The organism is Mediterraneibacter sp. ICN-202921 (genome assembly GCF_037890075.1).
Taxonomy (GTDB): domain Bacteria; phylum Bacillota; class Clostridia; order Lachnospirales; family Lachnospiraceae; genus Mediterraneibacter; species Mediterraneibacter massiliensis.
Map to the genome: position 1 here is coordinate 1 of NZ_JBBKBE010000021.1, position 17545 is coordinate 17545.

At 44.1% G+C, this 17545-nt stretch carries 15 protein-coding genes; 2 read left to right on the forward strand and 13 right to left on the reverse strand.

What is annotated here, in order from left to right:
- Positions 1-11: 11 nt before the first annotated feature.
- From WKT01_RS12455 to WKT01_RS12485, 7 genes are all read right to left on the reverse strand, one after another.
- Positions 12-1316, reverse strand: a complete 1305-nt coding sequence (locus WKT01_RS12455; RefSeq protein WP_270396041.1) for a Na+/H+ antiporter NhaC family protein — start codon at positions 1314-1316, stop codon at positions 12-14.
- The gene (locus tag WKT01_RS12460; RefSeq protein ID WP_270396039.1) at positions 1313-1813 is read right to left on the reverse strand and encodes a 3-isopropylmalate dehydratase small subunit; all 501 of its coding nucleotides are present in this window, start codon (positions 1811-1813) and stop codon (positions 1313-1315) included. Before WKT01_RS12460 ends, WKT01_RS12455 begins: the two co-directional genes overlap by 4 nt.
- A complete protein-coding gene (leuC, locus tag WKT01_RS12465) occupies positions 1810-3087 on the reverse strand; it encodes a 3-isopropylmalate dehydratase large subunit (RefSeq protein ID WP_270396037.1) in 1278 nt (425 codons plus the stop codon). The genes WKT01_RS12460 and leuC overlap by 4 nt, the downstream gene beginning before the upstream one ends.
- A gap of 74 nt (positions 3088-3161) precedes the next feature.
- The gene (locus tag WKT01_RS12470; protein WP_340312567.1) at positions 3162-5291 is read right to left on the reverse strand and encodes an MSCRAMM family protein; all 2130 of its coding nucleotides are present in this window, start codon (positions 5289-5291) and stop codon (positions 3162-3164) included.
- 362 nt (positions 5292-5653) lie between these two features.
- Positions 5654-6739, reverse strand: a complete 1086-nt coding sequence (asd, locus tag WKT01_RS12475) for an aspartate-semialdehyde dehydrogenase (RefSeq protein ID WP_059068719.1) — start codon at positions 6737-6739, stop codon at positions 5654-5656.
- A gap of 77 nt (positions 6740-6816) precedes the next feature.
- Complete coding sequence (gene argH, locus WKT01_RS12480) at positions 6817-8208, reverse strand: argininosuccinate lyase (RefSeq protein WP_059068717.1); 1392 nt, start codon at positions 8206-8208, stop codon at positions 6817-6819.
- A gap of 236 nt (positions 8209-8444) precedes the next feature.
- Positions 8445-9770: a class II D-tagatose-bisphosphate aldolase, non-catalytic subunit gene (locus tag WKT01_RS12485; protein ID WP_059068715.1), complete on the reverse strand. Its 1326-nt coding sequence runs from the start codon at positions 9768-9770 to the stop codon at positions 8445-8447.
- A 179-nt stretch (positions 9771-9949) separates the two neighbouring features.
- Here WKT01_RS12485 and fba point away from each other — a divergent pair, with 179 nt between their 5' ends.
- Positions 9950-10801 carry a class II fructose-1,6-bisphosphate aldolase gene (gene fba / locus WKT01_RS12490; RefSeq protein WP_059068713.1) on the forward strand — a complete coding sequence of 284 codons (852 nt, stop codon included), beginning with the start codon at positions 9950-9952 and terminating at the stop codon, positions 10799-10801.
- A 288-nt stretch (positions 10802-11089) separates the two neighbouring features.
- Here the strand turns inward: fba and WKT01_RS12495 are convergent, their stop codons facing one another.
- From WKT01_RS12495 to nagA, 3 genes are all read right to left on the reverse strand, one after another.
- Positions 11090-12184, reverse strand: a complete 1095-nt coding sequence (locus WKT01_RS12495) for an Rpn family recombination-promoting nuclease/putative transposase (RefSeq protein WP_340312569.1) — start codon at positions 12182-12184, stop codon at positions 11090-11092.
- Positions 12185-12414: 230 nt separating this feature from the next.
- Positions 12415-12966 (reverse strand): hypothetical protein, encoded by a 552-nt coding sequence (locus WKT01_RS12500; RefSeq protein WP_059068709.1) that lies wholly within the window; start codon positions 12964-12966, stop codon positions 12415-12417.
- Positions 12967-12995: 29 nt separating this feature from the next.
- Positions 12996-14147 carry an N-acetylglucosamine-6-phosphate deacetylase gene (gene nagA, locus WKT01_RS12505; RefSeq protein WP_117975796.1) on the reverse strand — a complete coding sequence of 384 codons (1152 nt, stop codon included), beginning with the start codon at positions 14145-14147 and terminating at the stop codon, positions 12996-12998.
- A 164-nt stretch (positions 14148-14311) separates the two neighbouring features.
- Here nagA and WKT01_RS12510 point away from each other — a divergent pair, with 164 nt between their 5' ends.
- Positions 14312-15490: a helix-turn-helix transcriptional regulator gene (locus tag WKT01_RS12510; protein ID WP_340312571.1), complete on the forward strand. Its 1179-nt coding sequence runs from the start codon at positions 14312-14314 to the stop codon at positions 15488-15490.
- 17 nt (positions 15491-15507) lie between these two features.
- Here WKT01_RS12510 and yajC read toward each other — a convergent pair whose 3' ends face one another.
- From yajC to agaF, 3 genes are all read right to left on the reverse strand, one after another.
- Entirely contained in the window at positions 15508-15786 is a 279-nt protein-coding gene (gene yajC, locus WKT01_RS12515) for a preprotein translocase subunit YajC (RefSeq protein ID WP_059068704.1), read from the reverse strand.
- 77 nt (positions 15787-15863) lie between these two features.
- Positions 15864-17045 (reverse strand): SIS domain-containing protein, encoded by a 1182-nt coding sequence (locus WKT01_RS12520; protein WP_340312572.1) that lies wholly within the window; start codon positions 17043-17045, stop codon positions 15864-15866.
- Positions 17046-17108: 63 nt separating this feature from the next.
- Entirely contained in the window at positions 17109-17537 is a 429-nt protein-coding gene (agaF, locus tag WKT01_RS12525) for a PTS galactosamine/N-acetylgalactosamine transporter subunit IIA (protein WP_340312573.1), read from the reverse strand.
- Positions 17538-17545: the final 8 nt, after the last annotated feature.

Genomic DNA, 17545 nt, shown 5'->3' on the forward strand with positions numbered 1-17545 from the left:
GTTCCCTGACTTTATATCTGTGGAACTTCATTGGTTTTCTGCCTGCGGAACAAAATCACGATAAGACCACTGACCGCCATCAGGATCGGATAGATCAGATACGGTATGATCTGGAACGGCGTAAGCCCTGTCAGCGTAGCTGCAGACAAGAGCTGTGCCCCATACGGGATCATTCCCTGCCCCACAGAAGTAAACATATCCAAAAGGGATGCAGAACGTTTTGGCTCAATGTCAAATTCATCACTGATCTCTTTTGCGATTGGTCCTGCCATAACGATCGCCACTGTATTATTTGCCGTACAAAGATCTACAAAAAGGGCAAGAAGGGCTATACCAAGTTCTCCGCCTCTTTTCCCGTGGATCCTGCTTTTGATCATCTCCAGGATAAATTGGATTCCTCCGTGTTCGCGCACAAGAGAGACCACACACGCTACAACGATAGAGATTACAGTAATATCATACATAGAAGTCACACCGCTGCCTACTACACTGAATATTTCAGAAACCGCAATACTGCCTGTTGCCACTCCTACGATCAGAGACACTACGATTCCACTGATCAATACAAGAAAAACGTTGATTCCGATCAAAGCCCCTACCAATACGATCACGTAAGGGAGTACCTTCCACAAATTATAAGAAAATTCACTTTCCATCTGATAACTGACGTTTCTTGTCATCAGCCAGAAAAAGACGATCGTTATTATAGCTGCGGGCAGCACGATCAAGAAATTCGCCTTAAATTTATCCTTCATCTCACAGCCCTGTGTCTTTACTGCTGCGATCGTCGTATCAGAGATCATAGACAGATTATCTCCAAACATCGCGCCGCATACAACTGCTCCGATACAAATAGCAAGTGAAAATCCGGTCTTCTCACTGATTCCCACAGCGATCGGCGCCAGTGCCGCAATCGTTCCCATAGAGGTTCCCATGGAAACAGAAATAAAACACCCAATAATGAACAGACCTGCCACGGCAAAGTGGGAAGGTATGAAAGATAACCCCAGATTTACCGTGCTGTCTACACCTCCTGCTGCTGTTACCGCGCCGGAAAAACCGCCTGCGCACAGAAAGATCAGACTCATAGTAATAATATTTTCCTCGCCTACCCCTGCAGAGATCACTTTGATCTTATCTGCAAAGGACAGTTTACGGTTCTGCATAAACGCCACGAAAAGCGCCAACAAGAAACCGACTATAGCAGGCATAGAATAAAAATCATCGAATATGATCCCTGCTCCTAAAAAGATAACCAAAAACACCCCGATCGGCAGAAGCGCAATACCTCTGCCTTTTTTCTCCTCTTTTCTCATATCTCACCTTTTTTCTTATTATTTGTATAATTCACAAGCCCTCCGGCAGCAATAAGCTTCTGCATAAATTCTGGAAATGCCTGGCCTTGGAACTGTGTGCCTTTTGTACGGTTATAAATTTTTCCACTGTCAAAATCTACTTCCACTTCATCTCCCGCTTCTATGCCTCTGGCTGCCTCTGGACATTCGATGATCGGAAGTCCGATATTGATGGCATTGCGGTAAAAAATACGTGCGAAGGTTTCTGCGATGACACAGCTCACCCCCGCTGTTTTTAGGCAAAGAGGTGCATGTTCTCGCGAGGAACCACAGCCAAAATTTTTATTTGCCACGATCAGATCCCCTGGCTGTACCTTTTTTGTAAAATCAGGATCAATATCGACCATTGCATGGCTTGCCAGCTCTTTTGCGTCAAAACTATTTAAATATCTTGCCGGAATGATCACATCCGTATCTACATTATCTCCGTATTTAAATACATGTCCACATGCTCTCATTCTCTCTCACCTACTTTCTCAGGATTTGCAATACAGCCTGCGATCGCACTCGCAGCCGCCACTTCTGGCGACGCCAGATAGATCAGAGAATCTACATGCCCCATTCGCCCTACAAAATTCCGGTTTGTCGTGGATACACATTTTTCTCCTGCTGCCATGACTCCCATATGACCGCCCATACAGGGACCGCAGCTCGGTGTGTTCACAGCGCATCCCGCATCTACAAAAATATCCAGCAGACCTTCTCGGATACATTCCTTATAAATCTTCTGTGTCGCAGGCACTACCATCACTCTTACATCTGGATGTACAGTGTGCCCCTTTAGGATCGCGGCTGCCTTTCTCATATCTTCCATTCTTCCGTTTGTACAGGAACCGATCACTACCTGGTCGATCTTGATCGGCTCCATCTGCTCGATCTCATCGATCGTTTTTGCATTTCCCGGCAAGTGTGGGAATGCGACAGTCGGACGCACTTTCGCAAGATCCACCTCTACGACTGCGTCATAGTCGGCGTCTTCATCTGCCTCGTAAATCTTATATTCTTTCTGCGTATGTTCTTTCAAATATGCCTTTACTTTCTCATCTGCCGGGAAAATACCGTTCTTCGCCCCTGCCTCGATCGCCATGTTCGCCATCGTAAACCGGTCGTCCATCGACAGATTGGCAATCCCGTCACCTGTAAATTCCATCGATTTATATAACGCGCCGTCCACACCTATTTTTCCGATAATATGGATAATGATATCTTTTCCACTGACATAAGGCCCCGGTTTTCCAGTCAGCACGAATTTGATCGCGCTTGGCACCTTAAACCAAAGTTCTCCTGTCGCCATTCCTGTGGCAATATCCGTCGTTCCCACACCTGTAGAAAAAGCTCCCAGTGCGCCATATGTACAAGTATGGGAATCGGCACCTATGATACATTCCCCGGCGGCAACCACGCCTGCCTCCGGCAGGATCGCGTGTTCCACGCCAGATTTTCCCTGTTCAAAATACCACTTTAATCCCTGCTCTTTTGCGAACTCACGGATTGATTTTGAATTTTCTGCTGATTTGATATCTTTATTCGGTGTAAAATGATCCGGCACTAACACTACCTTGTCTTTGTCATAGACTTTATCTGCCATCTGTTTAAAAATCGGCAGAGCCATTGGTCCTGTAATGTCATTGGCCATGACCACATCCAGCTTCGCTTCGATCAGTTGTCCGGCAGTGACAGATGCAAGACCTGCATGCGCCGCCAAAATTTTCTGGGTCATCGTCATTCCCATTGTGACATCCTCCTTTTCCATTTCCTATGTGAGACATTTTATCACACACACGCTTTAAAGAAAAGAGAGGAATCTTATCTTCTTTTTTTCCTTTTATCTATAAAGACAATAAGCACTGTCCCAATGCTGATAAAAATTCCAATCATATACATATAGATAAGGGCATCGTCTCCGGTCTGTACGCGCTTTGTCTGCTGCCTGTGTCCGATCGGTGTATCTGGTCTGTCTGTTTTTTGCTCCTTCGGCTCTTGCGGAAAGTCTAGATTCTCGATCGTTCCCATGTCCAGCACAAAGGCATCCCTTGAAATGATAAATTCTCCTGTATACAGTTGTTTGCCTGTATTATTCTCACAGCGCAGTTCCTCTATCCTATATGTATCATAGGGAAGAGCTCCCTGTGTATCGTTCACCGGCGCCGCCACGCCATCGGCCATTCCAAACCACAGCCCCGCCTCTGCCTTTTCGGCATTGGTGTCCACGGAATGTCTGACATAATCAGAAGCAGAAGAAAAATACCCATTAGCATCCGTTACAATAACATGACTTTCCCCTGTTGTCACAGAAGTGATCCTAAAGGGGATCCCTGCCATCGCTTTCTGCGTCTTTTCTTCTATCTTTGTAAAAGAAAAATCGCCCCGGATCACCTCATCTGCCGCATAATACGTATTTCCTCCCGACAGATGTGCCGTTTCTCCTTCCTGTTTGATCTGTATCACACACACAGAAGTCCAAACTTCTTTCCTTTCTGTGTCCGACTCTGTTTTTTCCTCCGCCGTTTTCCGAAACACAGCGCCCTCCAGCAAATATCCTGTCGGTGCTTTTATTTCTTCTATAACGATCGTTCCAAGCGGAAATACAGGTTCCTTGTCTTCCTTGGAATAATAAAAAGGATCCCCGGATATCTTATATAGTTCAGAAAATTCCCAGAAAGCTCCCCTTTCTTTCTCTGTTCCTGTCTCTTCTGTCTCCTCTTTTGTTTCCATGATCCATGTTCGCTTTGGTTTTTCCGGCAATGTTTCCTCCGTATAGTACCCGTCATAAAAGGAGACAGAAAACTGTGCTCCTGCCAGCGAACCGCTTCCCTGTGCTCTTATTCCCTTCGTTCCTGCATCTAGTTTCATAAGCTTCAGCTTTGCTTTTGCGCTGACCGGTCTGTCTTGCGCCTGCACGCTGACTGTCTGCGCGCTTTTTACAGAAACCGTCACACTTTCTCCGGACAATGTATAGCCTGCCGGTGCCTTGATCTCACGCACCGTATAAGTGCCGACAGGCAACTTTTCACTACGCGCGTATCCATTTGCGTCTGTCACGAGCGTTCCTTTCAAACTTTTTTCTGCGTAAATCCCATAGGAAGCACCTGCCAGGCTGTAACAGGGATTGGTTTCGGAAATATCTGCATCCGAAGATTCTTTCTGTATTTCTACATATCCTCCCGCCGGACGATACTCCCATTGACAAAGATCTTGCCCGTTTCCTTTTAATATAACGCCGCTGCATTCCCATTTTTCTCTCCATTTTGGATCTGTCGCATGCTCGATCCCATATTGCAGCACCTGCCAGGTATATTCCGATACATAGTGCACTCCGTCCGGACACAGCACATTGTTCCCGAATTCCAAAGTAATTCCGGGATACCAGCCGTTTACTTCATTTAGCACCTCCCAGATCAATATCTGTTTAAAGAAATAATCCTGACTGGAAGTAAAAGAAAACCCCAGTGTCGTCTTCCAGTCATCATACCAGGCAAAGGCACATCCGATCGTATCGATCGTATACTGACTGTAATATGCTGCCGCATCGTATACCTGCTTATCTCCTGACTGGAAGCCAACAGTAGGATCCGCACAAAACGCCCACTCTCCGTCCGCTCCCAGAACACCTTCCGACCAACTGTCCACCATTTCCCAGGACTGTCCGTCCGGGCTGTATTTTACCATATCGATCGTTCCCTGATCTGCGGCGAGTACATTCGTGTACACTTTCTTTCCCGGAACAGCCTTTCTCACCAACTTCTCTTCCTGCTCACTTTTTTCCGCGAAACCTACTCCTGTAAGCAGTCCTGACAGATAGGATGTGTCGTACATAGGCTGTCTCTTCTCTTCCGCTGCCGCGACCTGTATGCAGGAAAGCGCAAAAACAAAAACAACAAACACAAATAAAAGGAGCTTTCCTCCCTTTGCCCATTTTTCTTTTTTCTCTTTCATATTTTCTCCTGTCACAGAAAACCTGCACCTTCATTCATATTTTCCCCAGCAGAAAATATACACCATCTGCACGCAGACACCAGGCGTGCACAAAATTCTTCTGCCTCCTTTCCCTTACTTTTCTCACTTTTATTCATTTAGGAATTCAGTGGGGAGAAAACCCCCGGATCATGAAATGATTGATTTGCTTCTAAAATAGATATTCATTCTGAATTGCCCTTTCCGGCAGCTGCCGGACGACATAGGATGTTGCCTTGTATCCCTTTGCTGGGACACTTATTATACCACATCCTGCCGGAAGGGGCAATTCATAAAAATCACCAAAAAGATTCTTTCCGATTATATCTCTAATATCTTTCCGATTATTTTGCCTGGATATATCCTTTCGCTGTCAGAGACTCCGCGCACAGTACGGCTCCGCCTGCAGCACCTCTTACTGTATTGTGAGACAGTCCGATAAACTTGTAGTCATAGATCGTGTCCTCTCTGAGACGTCCGATAGACACACCCATTCCCTTTTCATAATCTACATCCATCTTTACCTGTGGCCTGTTGTCCTCTTCAAGGTATTGGATAAACTGCTTCGGAGCACTTGGAAGATCTGCTTCCTGCGGAAATCCTTTAAAACTTGTCAGCTTCTCAATGAGCTGTTCTTTCGTCGGCTTCTTCTCAAAATTAATGAAAACTGCGGCCGTATGTCCGTTTAATACCGGCACACGTACACACTGGCAGGTAATCTTTGGAAGCTCTGCTTTGACAATTTCTCCGTTCTCCACTTTTCCAAGTACACGCAGAGGCTCCTGCTCACTTTTTTCTTCCTCGCCGCCAATATACGGAATAATATTCTCCACCATCTCCGGCCAGTCCTTAAATGTTTTGCCCGCTCCTGAAATCGCCTGATAGGTCGTTACGATCAGTTCTTTCGGGCCAAACTCTTTCCACGCAGCCAGACACGGCGCATAACTTTGAATGGAACAATTTGGTTTTACCGCGATAAATCCACGTGTTGTACCCAGACGCTTTTTCTGATCTGCGATCACTTCAAAGTGTTCCGGATTCACTTCAGGAATCACCATAGGCACATCCGGTGTCCAACGGTGCGCGCTGTTGTTCGATACGACCGGTGTCTCTGTTTTCGCATATGCCTCCTCGATCGCTTTGATCTCGTCCTTTGTCATGTCTACTGCACTAAATACAAAGTCTACTGTAGACGCCACATGTTCTACATCATTTACATTCAAAACAACCAGCTTCTTTACTGCTTCCGGCATCGGGGTATCCATTTTCCATCTATTTCCCACCGCTTCTGCATACGTCTTTCCTGCAGAGCGCGGACTTGCCGCTACTGTTACAACCTCAAACCACGGATGATCTTCCAGAAGAGAAATAAATCTCTGTCCTACCATGCCCGTTGCTCCCAAAATTCCAACTTTTAGTTTCTGCTCCATTTTTCTTCTCCTTCTTTCTTCTTATGTAGGATCGGTTTCCCGATCCTTCCACCTATATTTAATTCACAAAACTATGTTCAAACATCTTCGCTTTTCTCTGCCAAATAAGCTTCCTCCGCTGCGATTACCTTCTCCATCGCAGCCTTTCCCGGCGCTCCGATAGTATTTCTCTGTTCTACACAAGTCTTCATGCTGATCGCCTCATATATATCCTCGGCAAATACCGGAGAAACAGACTGAAATTCCGCAAGACTTAAATCATCCAGCGCGATATTCTTCTCGATACAGTACAATACAAGCTGTCCGACGATCCCATGCGCATCCCTAAATGGCACGCCATGATTGACAAGATAATCCGCCGCATCGGTGGCGTTAGTAAAACCACGTTTTGCACTGTCTTCCATCCGACTATGATGAAATTTCATTGTCTCTAACATGCCTGTAAACAGGAGCAGACAGCCTTTTGTCGTGTCGATCGCATCGAAAGTCAATTCTTTATCTTCCTGCATATCCTTATTGTAAGCAAGTGGGATTCCCTTCATTGTCGTCAAAAGCGCCATCAGTGCTCCGTAGACTCGCCCGGTCTTTCCTCTCACAAGTTCCGCGATATCCGGATTCTTCTTCTGCGGCATGATGCTGCTTCCTGTACTATATGCATCGTCGATTTCTACAAATTTATATTCATTGGAATTCCAGATGATCACTTCCTCGGAAAAACGGCTCAAATGCATCATCACCGTAGACATCGCAGAGAGCAATTCCAGCAGATAATCTCTGTCCGATACAGAATCCATACTGTTTAAAGTAGGCCCGTCGAATTCCAGAAGCTCCGCTGTATATTCTCTGTCCAGAGGATAGGTAGTTCCCGCAAGCGCCCCTGCTCCAAGCGGACACCTATTCATCCTTTTATAAATATCTTTCATCCGCAGGCGGTCACGTTTAAACATTTCAAAATAGGCCCCCATATGATGCGCAAGCGTGATCGGCTGCGCCTTCTGCAGATGCGTAAACCCCGGCATGAAAGTTTCTGTATTTTCTTTCATCAATTTTAGTAATACGGTCAAAAGTCCTTTTAATAATACGTCAAGTTCTCTTACTTCATTCCGGATATACAGCCGCATATCCAATGCTACCTGGTCATTGCGGCTCCTCCCTGTATGCAGTTTCTTTCCTGCTTCGCCAATCCGCTGTGTCAGCACTGCCTCCACAAAGCTATGGATATCCTCATATTCATCCGTGATCTTAAGTCTGCCGTCCTTGACATCTTTTAAGATTCCTTCCAATCCCTCTAAGATCTGTTTCTTTTCTTTCTCCGTCAGGATCCCCTGCTTTGCCAGCATTTTCACATGGGCAAGACTCCCTCTTATATCCTGCTCACACAACCTTTTGTCAAATGAGATCGATGCATTGAAATTATATACTAGTTGGTCCGTTTCCTTTGTAAAACGCCCGCCCCATAACTGCGCCATTTCTTTTCCTCTTTTCTTAGCTCATATTTTTCCTCATAGTTTATCACATGAAAGTATGGCCTGTCCAGTACATCTGCAAGAAATCCATGTAAAGACTTCCTCATAAAAAGCATGCGCCAACAGAACACACCATAGAAAAAAACGCTGTACTGTCCGAGTTTTCACTCACAGCACAGCGTTTTTGCTTTTTTAAATTCTCTGCTTTTGGCATCCACCATCGTCAGACAAAGTCCGTGTTACATGATCTCTTTCTGATGGGTTGCATATAAATATTCATCAATCGTATTGATGATCCTGTCTTCTATAAGTTCTATCGGCGTATTTTCCAGCAGACCCTCCCGTACTTTCGTATACTGGATAGGCATGAACTGGCTTAATAGATTCAATGGAACGCCTGCTTTTTCCAGATTTCCAAGCAGCCGGTCAGCCGCTTCTTCCACCGCCGGTGTCGGCATATAATACCTGCATCTGTCAGAGAAGGAATATTTTCTCTTCATCCGTATTTCCAGATCACTTCCCTGATAATGCTTTTTCCAGTATTTCTCATCTTTCAACATTTCAGCATCCAATGTCTCTGCGAAATGGCTTAAAACCGTATCTGTACCATAGAACAATTCTTTCTCGATATGTTCCAAAGCAAACATCGCCTCACGCATGGCAAATGTGAGCGCTGGCCCTACTTTCAGAATACCAACACCATCTTCCACCAATTCACGCAGTTTCATCTTTGTCTGATAATCTGTCGAATGTCCTTCAAATACAAGCGTAGGGAACTCCTCGATGGAAGCCATCAGTTCTTTTGCCTTCTCACGATCATATTCCGTACATCCACTGTCCTTTTCCTCCACACCCGGCTGTACGACAACACCGATCACACGTTCCCACACATCGGCTCCAAGTCCTGCTTTCTTAAATGCTTCTTTAAATGCCTGTACCGTATTCTTAAAATCCTCTACCTTTGTCACCTGTACTCCTGTATCTTCGCTGCCTACAGCGCCTCCGGGGATGGGCACTTCACTTCCGATGATATACACCGGCGGGATTGCATCCGGTTCTGTCTTGAGAAGTTCATGGTATGTCTCTTCAGCCACCTGTGCCAACCTTGCGCCGCGTCCTGCGATCACTTCATCGGAAAGTCTTTCATCTTTCGCGTCGCTGCGCACTTTCATGCTGGTATCAATATGGATTTTCGTAAATCCCGCTCCTACATAGTGACGGATCAGTTCTTCTGCATCTGCCATCGCTTCTGCTTCGTCTTTTCCTGCGAAAGTCAGCGGTCCTAAATGATCTCCGCCTAAGAATATCTTCTGTTCATCAAATCCATTTTTTCTGGCAATCTCCAGCACGAATTTTTTAAAATCCGCCGGTTTCATCCCTGTATAACCTCCGTTTTGATCACACTGGTTTGCCGTACTTTCAATCAATACGCAGGAACCGTCTGCCTTGCCTCTTTTTATCGCCGCTTCAATAACATATTTGTTCGCACTGCAGACAGAATAGATGCCGACATTTTTCCCTTCTTTCTGCAGATCTACAATTTTTTTCAGTGGATTCAATACCATGATGATCCCTCCTTTTCTTTCTTCATCCTAGCACGAAATAAAGTATCATACTTTGGATTTATTAAACAATCATTTGCATTTTTTAAGAAAGCCAGAAATAGAGAGACAAAACCAAAGGTTATATGCTATACTGTTAGCAAATTAAGCAATAAAATCTATAAAGAATCGAGGTTATTTCTATGTCATTAGTTACAACAAACGAAATGTTGAAGAAAGCACAGGAAGAACACTATGCAGTCGGTGCATTTAATGTAGAAAATATGGAAATGGTCATGTCTGTATTAAAAGCAGCCGAGGAAATGCAGGCACCAGTCATTATGCAGACAACCCCGTCTACTGTTAAATATGCGGGACTTTCTTATTATCTTGCTATGGTCCGCGCAGCAGCCGAGAGTTCCTCTGTTCCGGTCGCTATGCACCTTGACCATGGCAGTAGTTTCGAACTTGCAATGCAGGCACTGCGGACAGGTTATACCTCTATTATGATCGATGGCTCTCATGAATCTTTTGAAGATAATATCTCTTTAACACGCCGGGTAGCGGATGCCTGTCTTCCGTCTGCCGTCAGTGTAGAAGCAGAATTGGGAAAAGTCGGTGGAAAAGAAGATGACCTCGTTGCAGCAGACGACTCGCCTTATACAGATCCACAGCAGGCAAAAGAGTTTGCCGAACGTACAGGAGTGACTTCTCTTGCAGTTGCGATCGGGACTGCACACGGTTTATACAAGGGAACACCAAAGCTGGATTTTGATCGTCTCAGCGCTATTCGTGACGTCGTCTCTATTCCTCTTGTCCTACACGGCGCTTCCGGCGTGCCGGACGAAGCAGTCCGTGAAGCCATCCAACGCGGCATCTGCAAAGTAAATTTCGCAACCGAACTGCGTATCGCTTTCAGCGACGGCGTCAAAAAATATCTCGGAGAAAATCCGGATGCATTTGATCCTAAAAAATACGGTAAAACAGGTATGGATAACGTCGCTGCCCTCGTCAAAGAAAAAATCTCCGTATGCGGCTCCGCAGGAAAAATATAAATTTAACGGAGCAACAAGCAGTGCGAAAAGAACAGCTCATGCCATGTGCCATGCTTGCATGTAAACAGGGTATGAGCTGTTCCTTTTCATTCGGCGACTGCCGATAGCGAAATGAAGCGTAAGCAGAATTGAGCTAACACTGTGGAAGTAATCAAAAGAAATATGAAGTCAAATGGCAAAAGGACACATGAAATGTGTATTTTACATCGCTCGTCAGGGCTTTGCCGAAATTCCTCGCTCACGTAACACACATATTTTCCACGCCCATTTTGTCAGTTGAATTTATATTTATTTTCTCCTGAATTTCTGTACAGTTTCTATATCTGTTTCCAACATCTCTGCTATCTCTTCAACAGAATATCCCTTTTGGACTTTCTTTTCTATTAATTCCTGCAGCTTTTCCAGTCTTCCTTCTTTCAATCCGGCTGCATGGCCTTCCTCACGTGCCTTATTCTGTCCCATGATTTTTTCTTCCCAAGCCTGCATATACCTCACTCCGATCTTTTCACTGGATTTGATAGCCCGGATGCGCTTCTGGATGTTATGGATCCGCTCACTGGCACAGGTTCTGCTCACTTCCTCCGTGGTGTGCTCCATATACTTGAGGAGTTCTACCAGTTCTTCTGACACGCCCTCGGTATTCGTTCCATGGGTATTAAGGAAGATACGGACAGCGTCGTCTTTTAACGAAAGTTCCGGTACTTCCTCACACTGCATACGGAAGGTATAGCGGTACAGTCCGTATCCGAACAGATCAAAGGGACAGATCAGGATGATATATACGGGATTTAACTTCTGAAAGCCGACTTCTCCCGGAGTCAACAGATTCGAGTCGATCAGCGCCTGATAGAAGCGGCTCCGTTTCGAAAGATTTCCCGTGTTCTCCTTCTGGACTTCTGTATTATATACCGTGTCCTCTTCATCCATGGCCCATACATCCAGCCGCACATAGCGGTTTAAGGGATGGGTGCGCTGTTCCTTCTCCGTCTGGGGCAGCAGTTTTAATACAACCTCTCTCCCTAAGATGATCTCTAATATATCCCGCATGGTATCCGGGTCGTCCGCCGCCTGTGCGAATAAAAAACGATCCAGCAGGTTCAAATCCTTCAATGGCTTTTGTTTTAGTTCCATCTGTACTTTTCTCCTTTCATTATAGGGAAAAGCCTGCCGGTTTACAACACTTTTCCCTAAATTGCCTGTGACGTAAAATTTCTCCGGCACAAATATGTGATTTTGTTTCTTTGGGTAAATGTTTGCGAATATCCCGGATAAAGATCCGGATATATCGACGATCCGGAAACCGGATAAAACAGAATGATCTGTACAGAGCAGATCATCAGACTGTGCTAAAAAAACACAAGACTCTTTCTTATAGATGCGCATCTAAAAAGATACTCTTACCTTAACACAACAAAAGATAAACTACAATAAAATAAATATAAATTTAACGAAGCAACAAGCAGTGCGAAATGAAGCGTAAGCAGAATTGAGGAATCTGCCTTCTAATAGTGGAGTAAAACTTCTGATTGGAAGAGACAGCGAAGAACCACTGTGTCAGAACACAGGGCAGGACCCGCTTATCTGACACAGTGGTTCTTTGCATACCTTCTATTTTATTTCCTTTTCTTATTCATCTTCACCAGTGCTATGAAGTGGAGCGCGCTGAAATATACCCCTACCACCGCAAGGCAGCCGCTGAATATGACAAGCCCTGTCCCATATTTCTCCTGATATGCATTCAGCAAGATCAAAACTGCAAATACCAAGTACAGCACTGCTAAGGCGATCACTCTGCCCTTCTCTTTTTTTGTGACAATATATTCTAACGCGGAAACTCTCTTTTCAAAGTCTACATCTGTAACTGGCTCTAATTTTTTCAAAAAGGATCTTCTGAAAAATATCTCTGCCAACACCAGCATTACCACACCTGCGACGATCGCCTGGCGGACTGTCAAAAATGTCGCTCCACACAGGATCGCAGCAAATAAAATCACTACAAAACGGTTTTTATAAAACACAGCAGAATTCTCATTCTTCTTCTCGATCAAGTATCCTTGTTTTGTCACAAAATCATAATAGATTGTACGTTTCTTTTTATCTGTATATATATTTCTGCCTGACAGGCGGATTGTCTCCACCGGTTTCGAATTCTTTTTCTTTCCCATTTATCTATTCATCCATATCTTTTGTTTATTTAAGCTTCTTGTGCCAACATTGCCTTTCCCATACAATATGTCTCAAGTACCTGATAGTCTCTGTCAAGAACGACCAGGTCGGCATCCAGTCCCACTTTGATAGAGCCCTTACGATCTTCCAAATGCAGACACGCTGCCGGATTTCTTGTACATGAATTGATCGCCGTATCCACCGGAACAAGTGCTTCTTCTATCAAGATACGCAAGCCGTCGTTGATACGCAAAGTAGAGCCGGCAAGTCCTTTTGTGGAAGTCAGATGCGCACTTCCATCCGGATAGATCTCGATCTCGTTTCCGCCAAATAAGAACTTAGAGCCTATTGGTTTTCCTTTTGCCATCAAAGCATCGCTTACCATTATACCATAATGCGGTCCTTTTGCCTCAAAAAACTGATGCAGCGCTGCAGGTGTAGAATGATTTCCGTCACAGATGATTTCTCCATACATACTCTTTATACGATATGCTGCTCCTACCAGACCATTTGCCCGATGATTAAACGGTGTCATGCCATTGTACACATGCGTCATAGACCTCGCGCCATAGGCAAATGCCCGGACAGCCTGTTCGCTTGTTGAAGCAGAATGTCCGATACTGACCACTACGCCATGTTCTGCACAGTACTGCGTCAGAGCAAAATCCTCATCTGTCTCCGTTGCCATTGTAATATATTTGATCATGCCATTGGCTGCTTCCTGATATTTTTTAAACTGTTCTACCGTAGGTTTGCAAATAAACTGTTCCGGCTGTGCTCCTTTATATTTCATATCCAAATACGGACCTTCGAAATGGATCCCTACTATCTCCGCACCTGTATATCCTTCTTTCACTACTTTTGCTACATTTTTAAGCGCTCCTGTAAGAACCTCTTCACTCTGTGTGATCGTCGTAGGAAGAAGCGCAGTCACGCCTTCGGATACAATGTTTTTTATCCAATGACGCAGTCCTTCTTCGTCGGCATCATTCGTATCAAATCCGTATGCTCCATGGCAGTGCACATCGATAAACCCAGGCAGGATCCGTTCACTTCCATAATCCTTATCTACCGCTTTTGTCCCGTATTCATACAGATTTACAATTTTCCCATTTTCCACTTCAATCTGTGCTTCTACAAACTGGTCTGCCAACCAGACCTTCTTGCTTTGGATGATCATACCTATTCCTCCTGTTTTCTTAACCAACATACTATTTCCCTGCTCAAATACCTGTTCCGCTGCATTTTGCACAAGTTCCTGACATCTTGATTTTTGCCGGCAGTTATACTATAATTTTTTAATATAGTAATCATGTGACTCATATAGTATGGGGGATTTTTAAGATGATAAATCAAATAGCTGATCACAGCTTTGAACCATTTGGAACTTTTTACGATGAACCAATAGATATTCAAAACCACAGCCTTATCTGTCAAGAAATCACTTCTCATTCTAAAAAGATAGAACAACTTTTTATCTTCCCCTGCGAGACCTATATAGAATGTACACAAGGACTCTCCCTGCTTTTGATCGCTAATTCTCCGGATATGGAAGATCTAAAAACATTTCCGATCCGACATTATGTGAAGATCAATCCCAACATGTACTTTAATGTGATCCCTCTGTCTATCCCCTTTACCTGGAATCTTATTTCAACGCAGATGGAACCTTGCACCGTAGACCTGCCAACCCCATACACATATCAGCCGGTATCAGCGCCTTTTCATGTCCGCAGAATACTAGACTGCTGGTTTACAAACCAGATGACGCCCTGCCGACTTCTAAAAAAAACTCATAAATCATATGAACTCATTTATGTGTATGAAGGTTCTTTAGATATCACTCTGTCACATGATGTATATACATTGCAGCCTCATGATCTGATTTTGTTCAGATCAGATGCAGCAACTGTAGATATTAAGTCTGCCTGTTCCTATCTGACAGCAATTTTTGATATTAACCAGCGTAAACCCTTGCATATACGCAACCAGATTTTCCATTGTACAAGTGAATTACAGCAGGTTTTATGGAAACTTCTGATCGAGAGTTTTGCAAATTCTTATTATACACGTACACTTATGGTCTGCTATCTGCAGGAAGCGCTCATGCTGCTTATGCAGTTTTACGAGACCATTAATCATCAGGCATTGCTTTCAGACAGTAAGTCCCATATGAACGATCTTTTATCAGAAATCCTCGCTTATATGAACAAGCGTATTGCCGAGCCGATCACGATAGAAGAAATCTGTCACGAATTCTACATTTCCCGTTCTTCTCTTCAGGCTTTATTCAAAACGCACTTGAACAGCTCACCAAAAAACTATCTGCTCAATATCAAACTGCAGAAAAGCAAAGAGTTGATCCGGGAAAACCAATATACGATCAGTGAAATCGCATATATGCTTGGTTTTAGCTCCATTCATTATTTTTCCCGACTTTTCAAAAAGTATTTCAACATCACACCAAGCGCCTATGTCAAGAAAATAACGGAGCGTCAGAACACCTCTTCTGAAGAGTCCTGACACCACCTCCTAGCGAATCACTCCATTACGTTTTGAATGCTGTAACGGGATATCTGCACCACGGTACTTTTATTGATTTCTACATCGATCAGATCGTCTTTGATTTTTACGATCTTTCCGTAAATCCCGCCTGCAAACATGATCTTGGCTCCAACTCGGATTCCTTTTTGCAATTTCAACATTGCTTCTCTGTTCTTTTTCATATTTCGTGAAGAAATAAAAACCAGAACAAGGGCGCATATTCCTATCAGAACACCTACGGTAACACAGCTCCATCCTATAACTTCCCAGTTCATAATTGCTGTTTCTTCCTCCTTGTCAGAACATGGTTTGCCGAAAAAGCAAACCATGTCCCTATTTTCTCAATTGTTTCTTATTTTCTTGTATATGGATAAAGAGTAACTCCCTTTACCACTCTGTTTACCTCGCCTGTCGGACACGGATTATCCGGCGTAATAGACATAGAGAGGGATTTTAATACAGCAAGTGTCTGCGCAAACAGAATATAATCAAGCCCCAGCAGTACATTTTCTGTCTCCCCCTCAAGGCCGAAAGAAACTGCATAATCTGCCAATGCAGCTGCCTCATCGTCTTGTTTGCTCATAACTGCTACGATCTTATTTCCTTTGCGCTGTCCGCTCATCTCTTTTAACAGATCTGTCTCATACTGTCTTGTATAAGCAGAATCGCTGAGATACACGACTGTCAGCGTATTATCGTCAATAATAGATTTTGGACCATGACGGAAGCCCATCGGAGTATCATACATAGTCACTACATTTCCTGCTGTAAGTTCCAACATCTTCAGTGCAGACTCCTGTGCCGTCCCTTTCAATGTGTTGCTGCCTAAATAGACGATACGGTTAAAGTCATATTCTGCGACGATCTTCTGCGCAACAGCAAACCTGTTATCCAGAAAATCCTGTCCTGCCGCAGCGATCTTTCGTACACCTTCTAACACCTTATCCAACTCTCCTAAGTGGAAACACAGGTATGCTGCCAGATACATGTTAGAGTAACTGGAAGTCATGGCAAAACTCTGATCATGTGTCTCCGGTGTCAGATTTATCGCATAACAGTTCTCTGTTGCAGCCGCACGTTTAGACAGTGCGCCCTCTTTATTGCATGTGATGAACAGATGATAAATATGATCACATACACTTTCCGCTGCGTCGATCGCGCCTACTGACTCCGGTGAATTTCCTGAACGTCCAAAACTGATCAGCAGCGTCGGTTTTGTACGTGACAGATATGCTTCCGGTGTCGCTACAATATCCGTTGTTCCATATGATTTTGCCTTATGGTTTAATAAACCTGCCAGGTGTGGATAAAGCGCATTTCCTACAAACTCGCTTGTGCCTGCTCCTGTTAAGATCACATCAAAATCCTCGCAGTTTATAACCTGGTCTATAAATTTCTGTATTTCTTCTTTTTCCGCTTCGATCTGCTTACATGTTTTTTCCCATGTAGCAGGCTGCTGATAAATCTCTGTAAGAGTAAAAGTTGATGAGGTCTCTTTCATTTTTTCTTCCGTCACATCAAAAATCTTACTCATATTTTTCTCCTCTCTCCGCTTTGTATACAGCGGATCTATTTTTATAAAATGCAGCTATTTCATTCAGATACCGTCTTCCGATTCTTCCTGTACTACCTGCTTGAATTCGTATTTTGTCACCTGCTCTTTTCCGGTTTCCAGAATAGAATCAACCAATCCATCCAAATCATCCATAAACTTTCTGGACATAACGATCTCTACCAGCATCGGCAGATTCGTTCCCGCCACGATCCTGATATTATCTTTCCCATGTCCGAGCTGCGCCGCAACATTAAACGGCGTTCCTCCCATCAAGTCTGTAAATATTATAATTCCTTCGCAATCTTTTAATTCTTCCATCGCTTTCGTAAGTTCACGAGTCAGATCTTCCGTACTATATGTGGGCAGAAAATCCACATAACGGTATTCCTCCTGTTCCCCTGCGATCAAATTGACAGAGCTCGTCATACCAGAGCCAAAATTTGCATGTCCTGTTACCAATAATCCAATCATCTTATCTC

Bases quoted from the DNA above. Each gene is read 5' to 3' on its own strand.
- WKT01_RS12510 (WP_340312571.1), top strand. From the start codon at position 14,312: ATGATAAATCAAATAGCTGATCACAGCTTTGAACCATTTGGAACTTTT.
- WKT01_RS12455 (WP_270396041.1), bottom strand. From the start codon at position 1,316: ATGAGAAAAGAGGAGAAAAAAGGCAGAGGTATTGCGCTTCTGCCGATC.
- yajC (WP_059068704.1), bottom strand. From the start codon at position 15,786: ATGAACTGGGAAGTTATAGGATGGAGCTGTGTTACCGTAGGTGTTCTG.
- agaF (WP_340312573.1), bottom strand. From the start codon at position 17,537: ATGATTGGATTATTGGTAACAGGACATGCAAATTTTGGCTCTGGTATG.
- asd (WP_059068719.1), bottom strand. From the start codon at position 6,739: ATGGAGCAGAAACTAAAAGTTGGAATTTTGGGAGCAACGGGCATGGTA.
- WKT01_RS12495 (WP_340312569.1), bottom strand. From the start codon at position 12,184: ATGCGCATCTATAAGAAAGAGTCTTGTGTTTTTTTAGCACAGTCTGAT.
- nagA (WP_117975796.1), bottom strand. From the start codon at position 14,147: ATGATCATCCAAAGCAAGAAGGTCTGGTTGGCAGACCAGTTTGTAGAA.
- leuC (WP_270396037.1), bottom strand. From the start codon at position 3,087: ATGGGAATGACGATGACCCAGAAAATTTTGGCGGCGCATGCAGGTCTT.
- WKT01_RS12520 (WP_340312572.1), bottom strand. From the start codon at position 17,045: ATGAGTAAGATTTTTGATGTGACGGAAGAAAAAATGAAAGAGACCTCA.
- argH (WP_059068717.1), bottom strand. From the start codon at position 8,208: ATGGCGCAGTTATGGGGCGGGCGTTTTACAAAGGAAACGGACCAACTA.
- fba (WP_059068713.1), top strand. From the start codon at position 9,950: ATGTCATTAGTTACAACAAACGAAATGTTGAAGAAAGCACAGGAAGAA.
- WKT01_RS12500 (WP_059068709.1), bottom strand. From the start codon at position 12,966: ATGGGAAAGAAAAAGAATTCGAAACCGGTGGAGACAATCCGCCTGTCA.
- WKT01_RS12470 (WP_340312567.1), bottom strand. From the start codon at position 5,291: ATGAAAGAGAAAAAAGAAAAATGGGCAAAGGGAGGAAAGCTCCTTTTA.
- WKT01_RS12460 (WP_270396039.1), bottom strand. From the start codon at position 1,813: ATGAGAGCATGTGGACATGTATTTAAATACGGAGATAATGTAGATACG.
- WKT01_RS12485 (WP_059068715.1), bottom strand. From the start codon at position 9,770: ATGGTATTGAATCCACTGAAAAAAATTGTAGATCTGCAGAAAGAAGGG.